Source organism: Microbulbifer sp. HZ11, from assembly GCF_000708675.1.
Taxonomy (GTDB): Bacteria; Pseudomonadota; Gammaproteobacteria; order Pseudomonadales; family Cellvibrionaceae; genus Microbulbifer.
In genome coordinates this window covers 1,319,958-1,334,248 of record NZ_JELR01000001.1, presented here as the reverse complement: position 1 = coordinate 1,334,248, position 14,291 = coordinate 1,319,958, and the positions used below count along the sequence as shown (strand labels likewise).

Annotated in this window: 8 protein-coding genes; 1 reads left to right on the top strand and 7 read right to left on the bottom strand. The window is 57.4% G+C overall.

Features of this window, described 5'->3' with window-relative positions:
- Positions 1–25: 25 nt before the first annotated feature.
- From AU11_RS05685 to AU11_RS05665, 5 genes are all read right to left on the bottom strand, one after another.
- Positions 26–832 (bottom strand): hypothetical protein, encoded by an 807-nt coding sequence (locus AU11_RS05685; RefSeq protein WP_043317092.1) that lies wholly within the window; start codon positions 830–832, stop codon positions 26–28.
- Positions 833–1,026: 194 nt separating this feature from the next.
- Positions 1,027–1,917 carry a DegV family protein gene (locus tag AU11_RS05680; protein WP_043317090.1) on the bottom strand — a complete coding sequence of 297 codons (891 nt, stop codon included), beginning with the start codon at positions 1,915–1,917 and terminating at the stop codon, positions 1,027–1,029.
- Between the two features lie 314 nt (positions 1,918–2,231).
- Complete coding sequence (locus tag AU11_RS05675) at positions 2,232–3,140, bottom strand: DUF4380 domain-containing protein (protein ID WP_043317088.1); 909 nt, start codon at positions 3,138–3,140, stop codon at positions 2,232–2,234.
- A 5-nt stretch (positions 3,141–3,145) separates the two neighbouring features.
- Entirely contained in the window at positions 3,146–5,740 is a 2,595-nt protein-coding gene (locus AU11_RS05670; protein WP_043317086.1) for an exo 1,3/1,4-beta-D-glucan glucohydrolase, read from the bottom strand.
- A gap of 187 nt (positions 5,741–5,927) precedes the next feature.
- On the bottom strand, positions 5,928–8,450 hold the full coding sequence (locus tag AU11_RS05665; RefSeq protein WP_043317084.1) for a TonB-dependent receptor: 2,523 nt from the start codon (positions 8,448–8,450) through the stop codon (positions 5,928–5,930).
- A 307-nt stretch (positions 8,451–8,757) separates the two neighbouring features.
- Here AU11_RS05665 and AU11_RS05660 point away from each other — a divergent pair, with 307 nt between their 5' ends.
- Positions 8,758–9,990, top strand: a complete 1,233-nt coding sequence (locus tag AU11_RS05660) for an AraC family transcriptional regulator (protein WP_051686987.1) — start codon at positions 8,758–8,760, stop codon at positions 9,988–9,990.
- A 129-nt stretch (positions 9,991–10,119) separates the two neighbouring features.
- On the opposite strand, the gene AU11_RS05655 is transcribed toward AU11_RS05660, so the two are convergent.
- Complete coding sequence (locus AU11_RS05655; protein WP_051686986.1) at positions 10,120–11,574, bottom strand: sugar porter family MFS transporter; 1,455 nt, start codon at positions 11,572–11,574, stop codon at positions 10,120–10,122.
- Positions 11,575–11,857: 283 nt separating this feature from the next.
- Entirely contained in the window at positions 11,858–14,185 is a 2,328-nt protein-coding gene (gene bglX, locus AU11_RS05650; RefSeq protein WP_081848007.1) for a beta-glucosidase BglX, read from the bottom strand.
- Between the last annotated feature and the right edge of the window lie 106 nt (positions 14,186–14,291).

The window sequence follows — 14,291 nt, the reverse complement described above, 5'->3', positions numbered from 1 at the left end:
GTGAGCCTGATATCGCCGATCAAGATTATTTGGGAAACAGCATTACCCAGTTGAGTCGGAATCCCCAGTCGTGGCTGCCCCCTGGTGGGCTTTCCGCGTAGTAGCGCGGCCCAGCCTGTATCTGATAGGTCTGCTTTCCCACCTTGAATACTTTGGCCACCAAAAAATGTACTGGCACATTCCATTGCTCGGTTTCCCAGTTGTAAGTGGATTCGGTCTGCAATGTAAACGTCCAGGATTTAGGGGTGTTGTATGCAAGAAACGGTTGCACAAAGGTGTTGTTCACATCGGTGCGGTTGTCGTTACCGGCAAAAGACCAAATGTGATTCGCGAGTGTTCCAATGGTCCAGGGGCCGGTCTGCTTCAGGATGACGCCGGTTGGGCCGGCGCCCCATTTTTCGGTACCCAATAGTGGCTCGCTACCTGTAGGCAATAGGAAAACCGGGCCCACCCCCCAGATAATACCTCCCGCGGTGGGAGCTTTGGGCGAGAAAAACAGGCTTTGCGTGGTGTCGCCGAGGCCGGTCTGATCGCCGCTTCCGGGGAAAATATCTTCCTGATTCATCACCGGAAGGATGGTGCGACTGATCAGGTTCCATTCCTCATTGATGGAAACCGGAATCACCGGCTGGATATTCAAGGTGTATCTTCGCCCGCCATCCACCGGGCCGACGCGGTTGTCCCAGTTGTTCTGGAATGGAACACTGATCAGATCCGATACCGGATTGCTGAGTTTTTTGGCGAGGTCGGCGTCGCCGAGGGTATCGCTGCTGACGAGCGATGTAAGTGTGGCCACAATGAACATGAGCGATGGAGCGAAACCGCGGTACATCTTATTCACCAATTTCGGTCAGTTGTAAAACAGCTTTCCTCAGTCTAGATGTAGCGGGCAATAATTGTTTTCGTGTGTCGCGGTGGACCACCACGAAATGGAAATTGATGACTGAGTGGCGCTATCGACAGCGTTTACCGTGCAATAGACGCCACGCAGCGGCAGGAAATCAGTAGAAGGCGTTGGGCGGCGGTTTACTTGGCGGCAATGGCCAATGCTACGGTGCCAGGCCCCAGGTTGATTCCCCCGGACAGGCTCATCACCGAACGATAAACCTTTACTTTGTGTTTTGCCGCGGTTTCGAGGAAGGACTTGAAACCCGGTATATTCTCCAACTGTTCCAGTGGCCCAGCGATACTGACCACCACGGCGGGCATCAACAGTGCGTTGGCGGCCATCTTTTCTTCGGCGATCTGAAACAGCCGGTGGGTACTACCATCGAAAGTTTTCACCGTATCGGCTACGGCGGAGCCCTGGTAGGTCATGGAAATGATCGGGTGCAGATCCAGTGAGCGCGCCATAAAGGCCTTCAACCAGCTTACGCTTTTTTCGTTTTTCTGCCGGCCGCGTTCACGGAGGTAGTACACATCCTGGATTGCGGCGTAGCCGGCAATCTTGCGGCCGAATTCCTCGGTGCGGGATTTTACCTGGGCACCAGTGAGACCTTTCTGGATAAGCGATAGGGTGTAGAGGGCCAGCAAACCCTGCCCGGAAAATAGGGTGTGTGAATCGACGGTATGAATCTCAACGGTATCTCCGCTCAGTCTTTTCGCGACTGCGACCGCGTTGGCGTATGTGGGGCTGTTGGCGGCGTTGATGGTCTGAATGACGATGTCCTTGTGGCCCTGGCGGATCAGTTTACTGATCACCTCTTCGATTTCCGGTTCGCCGGCGGGCCCGGAATTCACCACCCGGGAGCGATCGACCAGGGAGCGGGAATAGAAATGGCTCATTTGCGCAGGGTTGCGCTGATCGCCAAAGGTGTCTTTCCCCACGCTGACGCGGTGCGGCAATACGGGAACACCGTATTTGCGCAGGAATTCGTCCGGTAAATCACAGCCGGAATCGACGACTAACTGAACCATTGCGGGATACCTCTTATATTGTTTGGTCCGTTACCGAAGGCAATTGGTCGCCAAATTTAGCACTTCGTCACAATTTCGCACAGTTTGCGGAGTACAAAGTACTTGACTATTTGTGACTGGTTAGTTCGAAGCGTTGCCTGCCGGCATGACTGTACCCGATGACATTCACTCAAGCCGGTGGTGGGATCGGGTCCTGGGGGAAAGAGCTTCACGCGCAAAAAAGCCGCGGATGTCCGCGGCAGAAGCTACTCAGGATGTCGAGATGACGAGGAGAGTAAATCGATACGGCCCTTCTGGGGCCGTCTGAAATGGGGTCAGTGGCGGGAGAATTCCCTGATCTGGTTGCGAACAAATTCCAGCAGTGCGGGTGAACCAGTGTGTACCGCGAGCGCTTCCGGAAGCGGCACTACCAGCCAGTTCACTGTCCAGGACAAGACTTCTTCCTGTCGGAGCTGGTGTGCTGCACTCTGCACCTCCAGTTCCAGATAGGGAGATTCACCGCTCAGATAAAGTTCTATATCTCCTTCTCCCGTGGCCATCTCTGCGGCAGCCACAGGAGAGTAGATTTTGAGGTAGAGCAGTTGATCTACCACGTAGGCCAGCCAGCCCTCACTGCCATTGGCGATGACCTTACCTTCGACCAATGGCGCACCTTCGTTGAGAGGAAGCCAGAGTGTGTCCTTGTCCAGGGTGTAGGCCACTTCTCCACGCACGGTTTTGACCGTGTCGGCATTGACCGGGGCAAATGCCAGCCCGCGGTTGGGGACGCGGGTAATCTCCCAGGCTGCGACCTCCGGAAAATCCTGTTCGGCATCTATGCGGTAGTGCACAGCGATATGCTGGTCACTTTCGACTGATACGGTTTTGTGCACCTTGGCCCCCGCACCGGCAGCACTGGCGAGGCTTGCGGAATCATCCTCCTGCGTAATGACCGAGTAGGGCTGGTGATCGTGCTCGGGCACCGGTGGCCACTGCCACAGGGATTGCGGACTGAGCCAGAAGGTGGAGCCGAAGTTGTTGCCGCTGGGCTCGGCCAGCGACAACAGATCTTTGTCCCCGTAACGGAGCTCCGTGATTCTCCCGCCGTAGGCGGGATCCAGTACCAGTGAGAGCTTGTCCCTGCTCAGCTGGATACTGGAGGGCTCCGCGCTGGCGCTTGCGGCTGTCAGCGCGGCAGCGAGTCCCACGATGAACGGCAGATTTCCGATGCGTTCTTGCAGCATGGCGCTCAGCTCCCGCAGCGAATCTGTGCCTGTTCTGCCGCGCCGGGCACAAACTTGATGTTGGCCACAGCCATGGCCAGTTTGCCCTCACTGTGCAGGGACAGACCCTGGGAGACTTTCGAGAAATCCGCCCCGGCCTTGGCAAAGCACTGCAGGTCGATGGTGACCTGGGACCAGTCTCCCTGTGGCAGGGCCTGAAGCGTACTTTGCAGAGGCAAGGCACCATTGCATTCCTCGCCGGCGCAGGAAATCTTTGCGAAGACCGGGGCATCCGGTGCCTGGTCCATACGGATATCCATGGTCAGTGCGGCGCCTTCATCGAGGTAACGGCTGAGGTCCTGGGGCTTCTGGGTTTCCAGTACCACGCTGCCGGCGCGCAGGCCTTTCCAGGTCAATGCGCGCGCATCTTCCTGAGACAGCATGTCAATAGAGGCGACGGTGATATTGTCATCTGCACTGCTGGCGAGGTTGCCGCTGACCCATACCGGTTCCTGTTTGCCATCGGCAATAAACAGTTTCCAGGGCGCCTGGGGACGGGACACCATTAACCAGGCGTCTTCCAGTGCGCCATCCACGTAGGATTCACCGTCTTCGTTGAGATTGTTGGCCAGTTGTACATCGCTGGCGTAATCGAGACCGTAGCCATAGCTGAAGAGCGGTGCATAGTCTTCGTCGTCACGGTTGATGACGGTCTGGTGTACCAGCTCCGGCCAGCTGAAGGAGAGGCGGCCGGTAAAGTCATGGCGCTTTTTGCCGTTGCCGTCAGTGAGAAGAACATCTGCGACTCCGGCACCTTCCGAGCCTGGCAACCAGGCAGCGACAAATGCGTCAGAAAGGTTCAACTCCTTGTTCACCCACAGGGGGCGACCGGAAAGAAATACACTGACAACCGGAATACCCTGGGTTTTGATCTTCTGTAACAGTTCCTGATCCTGTTTGCTGCCCAGCTGGAATTCGATACTGGCCAGGTCTCCGTGCCATTCCGCATAGGGATCTTCACCGAAAACGACGATGGCCACATCGGGCTTTTCACCACCGAAGTCGGCGGGTAGGAGCGTGCCGTCTTCGCGCAATACTACTTGACCGCCGGCAGCCTCTACGGCCTGTTCGATTCCGGTATAGATAGACGTGGCTCCCGGGAAGTCTTCATCGGTATTTCCGGTACCCTGCCAGGAGATGGTCCAGCCGCCGCTCTGTTTGGAGATGTTGTCGGCACCGTCACCGGCCACCAGAATTTTCTTGCGTGCATCAACAGGTAGTAACTGATCATTATTCTTCAGCAGTACCAGGGATTTTCGCACCGCTTCGCGGGCGATGGCGCGGTGCTCCGCACTGCCGAGAATACCGTTTTTACCCGCCAGTGGGCGATCCCGTTCAAACAGCCCCGCACGGATTTTCACCCGCAGGATACGGCTGACCGCATCGTCGATGCGGCTCATGGGAATCTCCCCACTCTTGACCTGGGCAAGGGTGTTTTCCAGTAGCGCTTTCCACTCGGATGTGATCATGAACATATCCAGGCCGGCGTTGACGGCGGCAGCGCAGCTGTCGATGGTGCAGCCATCCACAAAGCGGTGGCCATTCCAGTCACCTACCACAAAGCCGTCAAAACCGAGGCGTTCTTTGAGAACGTCGGTCAGCAGGTATTTATGTCCGTGCAGGCGCTTGCCGTTCCAGCTGTTGAAAGAGGCCATCACCGATTGCACACCGGATTCCAGTGCGGTGAAGTAGCCGGCAGCGTGAATCTCTGCCAATTCTTTTTCGCTCACCTGGGTATCGCCGCGGTCAATTCCACGGGTGGTGCCACCGTCGCCGACAAAATGTTTAGCGGCGGAAACCAGATGGCGTCCGTCGAGAAATTCCTCGCTGTTTTTATCACCCTGAATACCCTTGATCATTTCCCGCGCGTAAGCGGCGACGATTTCCGGGTCTTCGGAGTAGCTTTCAAAAGTGCGGCCCCAGCGGTCGTCGCGCACCACGGCGATGGTGGGGGCAAAGGTCCAGTCCACACCGGTGACCGCCACTTCGCGGGCGGTGGCTTCACCTATGCGGCGGATCAGTTCCGGATCGCGCGCGGCGCCGAGGCCGATATTGTGCGGAAACAGGGTTGCGCCAATGACATTGTTATGGCCGTGCACAGCATCACTGCCCCAGATGATCGGGATGGCAACGCCGCCGTCCGAGGTATCCATGGAGGCTGCATAGTAGGCGTCGGCCAGTTGGCGCCAGTCGTCGGGGGTGGCGAACTTGTCGTTATTGGGGAAGGTGCCGCCGCCGTTAAGAATGGAGCCGATATGGTATTTTTTGACTTCTTCCGGCGTGATGGATTTGATTTCTGCCTGCATCATCTGGCCGACTTTTTCTTCCAGCGTCATTTGCGACAGGAGGTCAGCAATACGGGCTTCGAGTTTTTCATCTTTGGGGAAAGCCGGGGTCAGTTTTGGCCAGTTTTCCAGGGAATAATTTTCGCTTTGTGTCGGATGACTGTCCGTCGCCTGCGGTGTATGGGTGGCGTTATCGGAGCTGTTTTCAGGCTCGCTGCAGGCAGTAAGGACCGTTGCCAGCATGATGCTTGCTGACAGGGATTTCAGGTAAGACATGGGCACTCCGTAACGGATCCGGTGCGGAACGTCGCTAATTCAAAAAAGGCGGGGGCCTTGAGAAAGGGTGATCAAGGCCCCCGCAATCACTACATGTGAAACGTGTGTTTCTTACACGTCGAGAGAGCAGGGAGTCATGAACCGGGCTCGCCGCGCAATAAAAGCGAGCCCGGAGTACAGCAACCGCTTAGAAATTCACCTTGAAGCGCGCGCCATAGGTGCGCGGCAGGTTGGTGAATCTAATATTGTTGCCGTGATCAATGATTCCCTTATTAGAGACGGTTATGTCGGTCAAATTGGCCCCATAAAGTTCAACGCGGTATTTACCGGAGTTATCGGTGAAGCCAATACCGGCATCTACATTCACGTATCCATCTACGTGGTCCGCGTAATCTGGATCGCTACCGATCACGGTTTCACCGTCTACCAGATCGTAGTCGGTGTTGTTCCAGATGCTCAGGTAGTAATCACTGCGGTACATGGCGGAAACAGACCAGTCGAAGGTACCGGCGGAGGTATCCAGCTGTTGAGACAGAGCCATGGTCATGGTGAATTCCGAAGCCTGCGGCAAGCGCTTGCCGGAAATATCCACGATCGGCAGGTCGGTACCCCAGCCCTGGCGGGTATCCGCCATGGTGCCTTCCTTGATTTCCGCATTGAGCCACAGGGCGGTCATATCCAGCATCAGGTCGGCCGGCAGCAGGAATTTGCTTTCCAGTTCCAGACCGGTGATTTCGGAGTCCGCGATATTGCGGTTTTGCAGGGAGCTCGCGCCCTCATCGTCTGCAGTGGCCACAATCATCTGGAACACCTGGTCGGTGTAGTCGTAGAAGAACGCGGAAGCATTCAGTCGGGTGGGCACATTACCCAGGGTGAGTTCGTTCTTGCTGCCCACTTCATACATCACCAGTTTTTCCGGTGCGTAGGGGACTGCGATCAGGTCGCCATTGGGGTCCACCAGGCTGTCGTTGAAGCCGCCGGACTTGTGACCGGAGGCAACACTGGCAAACAGCATATTGTCTTCGGTCAGCTGGTAGGTACCGCCGATTCGGAAGTCGACATAGTCTTCCTCGTAGGAGCCTTCCTGCTGTTGCGGGCCATAGTAGCCACCTTCCATGTCGGAACCAAAGGCGCAGCTGTCGCTGTCCTGCAGGCACACGGCGATTTCATCGAAGTTGTCGTCGACGCCGAAGCTTTTGATGCCGGACAGCAGATAGCTCAGTGCATCGATCTTGCTCAGGTCATACTCGTCGCGGGCGAGCCCGTCATAGACGAAACCGGGGCTGCCCCAGCGGATGGATTCGGGGCGGTTCTCTCCGGCCCAGAAACCAAAGCCGTAGTTGCCACCGGTACCGTAGCGGTATTTCTCTTCCTCGGTGCGGCGAATACCGGCAAAACCGGTCAGCTGTTCCGTGAAGTCATAGGAGACATCGGCGTACACCGCGAGGGAGGAACCATCCACATCGGGCATGACCCATTCAGTGGCGTTGTACCAGTTTTCGATTCCGGCAACATCGGTGAGGCTCATCAGGCCCGCTTGCTGGTCTTCGTCGAACTGGAAGATGCCCGCGGTCCAGGACAGTGCGCCGTCGCCGTTGGAGAAGAAGCGCAGCTCGTTGACCACAGACTCGGACTGGGTGTCCCAGTACTGGGTGCTGTAGTTCTCCTGGTTGACGTCATCGTGACCAGGGTAGTAAACGCCGTCGTTAGAGGCGTTGGTCTGCTTGAAATCCAGGTCCCGGTAGCTGCTGGACAGCTCGACAGAGAAGCCGTCAAAGGCGTGGGTCAGCACGGCCATAATACCGGTGTGGGTGGAATCCAGGTCCCCCTCGGTGCCGCGATAGAGCACCGCACGCGGGTCGTCCAGGTCATCGAAATCGTAGCCCGACTGCAGCGCCTGCTTGATCTGGGCGCCGGGGTAGCCGGTGCCGCCTTCCTGGGTCTGGTCGGCCACCACATACAGGGTGGTGTCCTCGCCCACTTCCCACAGAGCCGAGAGACGGAAGGACTGGACGTCTTCACTGCCGGCGGCATCCAGTGCGCTGTTGGCGCTGGCGTTGCTGAAGTAGGGGTCGTGTTGCTCGGTGTAACCGGCGAGGCGCAGGGCGAAGGTATCGGTGACCGGCAGATTCACGGAACCGCGGGCGCCGAAGTTGTTGAAGTTGCCAGCGGAGACTTCAAGGTCCGCACTGGTGTCGTCCAGGTCCGGACGGTTGGCCACAATGTTGAGGGTACCGGCGGTGGCGTTGCGTCCGCGCAGGGTGCCCTGGGGGCCTTTCTTCACTTCGACCCGGGCAATATCGTAGAACATGGCGCCAACACCGCGGGGGCGCGGAATGTACACGCCGTTGAGGTGAGTGGCGGCGGCCGGATCGCCCAGCTCGGTATTGTTACTGGAACCTACACCGCGGATGTAGATTTCCATGTTGCCTTCCTGATCGGCAATATTGAGGCCGGGAACCACGTTTTGCAGGTTCTGGAAGTTGGTACCTACACCGAGTCGGTCGAGGCTGTCCTGATCGAAGGACTGGGCGACACCGGCGACGCTTTGCAAGGTCTGCTCGCGGCGTTCAACGGTGACTACCACTTCCTCCAGGGCTTGTGACGTTGTAGCTTCCTCGTCGGATTGGGCTAGAACCCCGTTGCTGATGAACCCAGCCAGAACTGCGGTCACAGCCACAGCCAGTTGATCTCGCTTGAATCGCACCATCGCTGGCACTCCTTTTTTATGTTTGTGATTATTTCTTGGTCGTCAGATTGAGTACTTCTCAGTCTCCCGAGAATACTGACGGCTGAGCGCGCTGCGAGTCGTCTCACTTAGGACATTTGCACAAAATTGAACGTCCAAATACCGGGTATGCATAAAGTCTTACGTTGATTATGGCGCCATTCTGGCTGTTATTTAAACATTCTGGTAGTCTCCCCTCAAAATACTGCGGTTGCCTCCTGGGCTTATGGGACAATCGCCTCTGCCTTAAAAAGCAGACAATAACAATACCGAGAGAAGCGCCCCTCCGATGGATATCCTTCTGTTTAACGTCCACGACATCGTCCTGATGATGACGAGTTACCAGTGCCTGCTATTCGCATTGCTGCTAACGGCGGTACGCAGTGAGCAAAAATTCAGCTTCCTGTTGTTGGCCGCATTTCTGGTCACCCAGGCCATGATCCCGATGGATACGCTGATCAGCTATGGGGCCGGTGTGCGCCAATGGGCGATCGATACCTCGCCGAATCTGTTTTATGTGTTCGGCTTCGCCTACTGGCTGGAGGGGCCGGTACTGCTGTGGTACACCCGCTCGCTGATCTATAAGAACTACCGTCCGGCCCGTTCGGATCTGGTGTATCTGCTGCCATTTCTCGGTTACGCCCTGTACGAGTATTTCACCTATTTCCGCTTCGATAGCGCCACCAAAATTGCCATGCTGGAGGGGTATACCCCCTACGGGGAAACCCTGGTGAACCTGATTATCGGCTTTGGCCGGGAGTCATTGCGCCTGCTGTTCGGGGTCTTCTGTCTAATCGAAATTCGCAACTGTCGGCGCCAGATGCGCGATACCTACTCCAATGTGGAGCGCATCGATTTCAAATGGCTGCTGATTCTGGTGTGGGGCTTTGTGCTGCTGCGTGGTTGGGCGGTGCTGGTCAATGTTGCCCTGACTCTGGCTGCACAAACCGACGTGCCGGTGGACTTCCGGATCATGGGGCTGGCCAGCAATTACACGGTATTTATCCTGATCAGCGCGATGATCTTCTTCAGCCTCAGCTATGCGTCCATGTTCGAGGGGATCGATCGCAAGCAGGACGGGGGCGAGGCGCTTGTTCCAGACAACGATGCGGGGGAGATAGCGGAAGAGGTCAAGCCGGTGGTGGACACCGCGTTGGCGGATCGTATCGCCGGATTTATGGAGTCAGAAAAGCCTTACCTGGAACCCTCGCTTACCCTGGAGCAGTTGGCCAGCAAGCTGGACGTGCCCAAACGCAGCGTATCCAGCACCATCAACCGCCATTTTGAGCGGAATTTCTTTGAGTTCGTTAATCAGTATCGGATTGAAGAGGCTAAAAACAAGCTGGGTGACCCGGACTGCGCGGATCTCACGGTCATGGATATCCTGCTGGACAGTGGCTTCAACACTAAGGCCACATTCAATGCTTTCTTCAAGAAACTGGTGGGTATGACACCGACGGAATACCGCAAGAACGCGCTCCGCGGGCAGAGCCTGCCGGAAAAAACTGCATCCGTGCAGTGATAAGGTGGCTTCCGTGCCGATTCAGCCAAGGTGTCATCCAGCGTTGGATGGAGGGAGATAAAGCTGTCGATTGCGTAATCAGAGACCCGCTGCCCGAATACCCGTGCAGCGGGTTTTTTGGGATGCGGGTTAGCCGCGCATCTGTTCCAGTTCCAAGCCCTTGGTCTCGTGCACCATGTACAGTACGAAAGCCACCGAAAGCAGGGCGAACAGGGTGTAGATGCCGTAGGCACCTGCCAGGCCGATGCCGGTCAGCATGATCGGGAAGGTCATGGTGATGGCAAAGTTGGCCACCCACTGCGCCAGACCGGAAACCGCCAGGCCGGAACCGCGGATCTGGTTGGGGAACATTTCACCGAGCATGGTCCACATGGCCGGGCCCCAGGAACCGTTGAAGAAGAACACGTAGGCATTGGCCGCGATCAGTGCCAGCAGGCCCATGCTCTGGGAAAGCTGCAATTTGCCGTCTACCAGGGAAGAATTTGCGAAAGCAAAGGCCACCAGCCCAAGAGTGACCGCCATGCCGATGGAGCCCACCAGCAGCAGCGGTTTGCGGCCGATCTTGTCGATCAATGTCATGGTGATCAAGCAGGCCGCGATACTCACACCCCCGGAGATGATGTTGATCAGCAGCGCGTCGGACTCGGAGAAACCGACCGCCTGCCAAAGTACAGCGCCGTAATAGAAGACGACGTTGATCCCCACCAATTGCTGGAAAACCGCCAGGCCGATACCCACCCACACGATCTTGCGCACCTTACCGGCCCGTTGACCGGCACTTTCCAGCAGGTCTGACATACGCGGGCGGTGATCAGTAGCAACGGACTGGTGAATGCTGTCCAGTTTTTCGCTCACTGCGGCTTCGCCGTACAGTTTGCTCAGGACTTCGCGGGCACGGGCCGTCTGCTTCGATAGCACCAAGTAGCGCGGGCTTTCCGGAATCAGCAGCAGGGCCAGGAAGAAAAGGGTCGCGGGGGCAATTTCGATCCAGAACATCCAGCGCCAGGCGGTAAAGCCCATCCACCATTCGTTCACGGCTGAGCCGGCGGTATTGGCCAGCCAATAATTGCTGATAAATGCCGCGAACAGGCCGGAAATAATGGCGATCTGGTTGATCGTGATAAGGCGCCCACGAATCGCCGCCGGGGCGATCTCACTGATATAGGCCGGCGACATAACGCTGGCGGCACCCACGGCCAGCCCCCCAATGATTCGATAAATCACGAACTCCTGCGAACTGGTGGCGATACCAGAACCCCATGCGCTTAAAATAAAAAATACGGCGGAAATCAGCAGTAGGGTTTTGCGCCCCCAGCGGTCGGCCAGGCGCCCGGCAAAAAAGGCACCCACCGCACAGCCCAGCAACATGGAGGCCACATTGAAACCGGTACCCGCGGTATTGGAGTTGAATGCCTGCTGCAGTCCGGTGACGGTGCCGTTGATTACGCCACTGTCGAAACCGAACAGAAAACCACCGATTGTGGCGACACCACAGATCAGCACGATAAAGGGGAGGGGAGGGGCGTCTTGATGGCTCTGGGCGGTGCCCTGAATACCATCGACGGAGTTCTCAATCGCTTGCATAGGTTACTTCCTGCATTTTTTATTTTCGGTGATCGGGTAGCTGGTATCCGCCCGAGTCTGTGAGTAAGTGGTTGTTCTTGTAATCGATGCACCCGCAATGGGGCAGTCTTAATAGTGACGTGTGGGTGGCGTAAAAGCGTCCTACTTTAGGAAAATACCTAAAGTTGGACGCCACTGGAGATCCCCATCCGTCCCAGTTTATGCAGCACGCCGGCAATCGGTGGGACGACCGGTGGGACGGAGGGAGCAACCTGTGAGACGTTGCCTGTTTAGGGGGTTAGCGTCAGCGCAGGGTGAAACCACTTTCCAGACCCGACTGGGCATCGGGCGCTACCCACAAGCGGAATTCGCCGGGCTCGATGACTTGCTCCATCTGGGCGTTGTGAAAGGCCAGATCCTCGGCAGTCAGATGGAACTGGACCCGTCGTGATTCCCCCGGGGCGAGGGTGACCCGCTCGAACCCTTTCAGTTCACGTACCGGGCGCGACACGCTGCCCACCAGATCGCGCACGTACAGCTGAGCGGTTTCGGTGGCGGTCGTCCTGCCGCTGTTGGTGATGGTGGCGGAAATACTGAGCTGGCCATTGGCATCCAGAGTGGTGCTGGACACTTGCAGGTCGGAATATTCAAATTCACTGTAGGTTAATCCGTAGCCGAACGGGAACAGGGGCTTGTGCCCGTAGTCCAGCAGGTTGGAGGAGTTACCCGGCTGGTGCTGGAACACCTCGCGTTCAATCTTCTCGATGCGGGTATAGTTATCATCGGTGGCCGGACGCCCTGTTGCCAGGTGGTTGTAGTAGATGGGAATCTGACCTGCACCCACCGGCCAGGTGAGTGGCAGACGGCCGGAGGGCGAGGTTTCGCCATAGAGCACATCGGCCAGTGCCGGCCCGGCCATGGTGCCCGGGTGCCAGGCCATCATCACTGCATCGGCCTGTTCCAGGGTGTCATCCAACTGCAGTGGACGGCCCGCCATCAATACCATGGCCAGGGGCTTGCCCGTCTCGGCCAGGGCCGCCACCAGTTCGGCCTGGGCACCGGGCAGGCGGATATCGCCGCGGCTGTGGCCTTCGCCGGAAAGAATGGACTCCTCACCACCCACGTACAGGATGACGTCGGCTTTCCGGGCCGCTTTGACGGCCGCTTTGAAGCCGCGGGTGCTCATGTCACGGCTGTAATCGAGACCCGCTGCATAGAGGATCTCTCCTTCGTCCCCGACCATCGCGCGCAAAGCGGGTAGCAGGGTGCGGGAGTGTTTCTTGTCACCGTTGTAAATCCAGGTGCCCAGCTGTTCATGGGGGGCTTCTGCCAGTGGACCGATGACCGCAACGGTCTGCCCTTTCTTCAGCGGCAGTACTTTTTTGTCATTCTTCAGAAGTACGAAGGTCTCTTTGGCGGCCTCTTTGGCTGCGTCCAGGAACTGCGCGCTGCGGATGATCTGTTCGCGCTCGGCCTCGGATTGCGCGCGGGGGTAGGGGTGGTTCCACAGGTCCAGGCGCAGTTTTACCCGCAGGATATTGGCAACGGCGGTATCCAGCTGTGCTTCCGAGAACTTCCCTTCATCCATCAGTTGCGGCAGGAATTTCTCATAGGTATCTGTGTGCATTTCCATATCGATGCCGGCGTTGGCGGCGAGATTGGCCGCGTGCCTGGCGTCGCGGGCAAACCCGTGGGGCACCATTTCCATGACCGCATTCCAGTCGCTCACCACGAAACCGTCAAAACCCCATTCGTCGCGGAGGATCTGTTTGAACAGGAAGGGGCTGCCGGTGCCGGGTACATCGTTAAGGGTACTGTAGGTACTCATGATGCTCTGCATGCCCGCATCGATACCCGCCTTGAACGGTGGCAGGTAGATATCGCGCAGCAGGCGTTCGGGAATATAGGCGCTGTTGTAGTCGCGTCCTCCCTCTGCCGCACCGTAGCCGGCGAAGTGTTTACCACAGGCTGCGAGGCTGGTGGGATCGGCGAGGTTACTGGTCTGGAAGCCTTCCACCATGGCCACACCCAGAATGGAGGTGAGTAACGGGTCTTCCCCAAGGGTTTCGGCAATCCGGCCCCAGCGCGGGTCCCGGCTGATGTCAATCATCGGAGCAAAGGTCCAGCGGATGCCGTCGGCGCTGGCTTCCTGGGCGGCGATGCGGGCGCCGTTTCTGATCAGCTCCGGATTCCAGCTGGCGGCTTGGCCAAGGGGGATGGGAAAGATGGTCTCATAACCGTGGATCACGTCCTGGCCGAATAGCAGAGGAATACCGAGGGGGCTTTCTTCCACCGCAATACGTTGCAGTTCTTCAAACGCATTCTTGTCCACAGCGCTGAAGTTCACGTTCAGGAATCCACTTACGCGCCCCTCGCGCACCGCCTGCTTGATTGACTTCATGTCCGAAGCACCAAAGGTGCCCCAGTCGCGCAGGGCCAGCTGACCGATTTTTTCGTGAATGGACATTTGCGCCAGCAGGTGCTCGATCTGGGACGCGATGTCTTCCTGTTGCAGCATCTGCTGTCTGGGGGTGCTGAAATTCGAGGTCTCGTTGGCGGCCTGCAGGGGCAGGGTGGCCGCGAGAGAAAGTAGCCCGGCCATAACGCCGACAGTAAGTGGGTGCTTTTTCATGGTGCTCACTCTGGTAAATCTGATTTCGGGTACTGCTATGCCGGCATCGATTCGCTTGTGCGCCACTTTCCTGTGTTAGACAGGCGCGGGGAAAAAGGCCCCCACC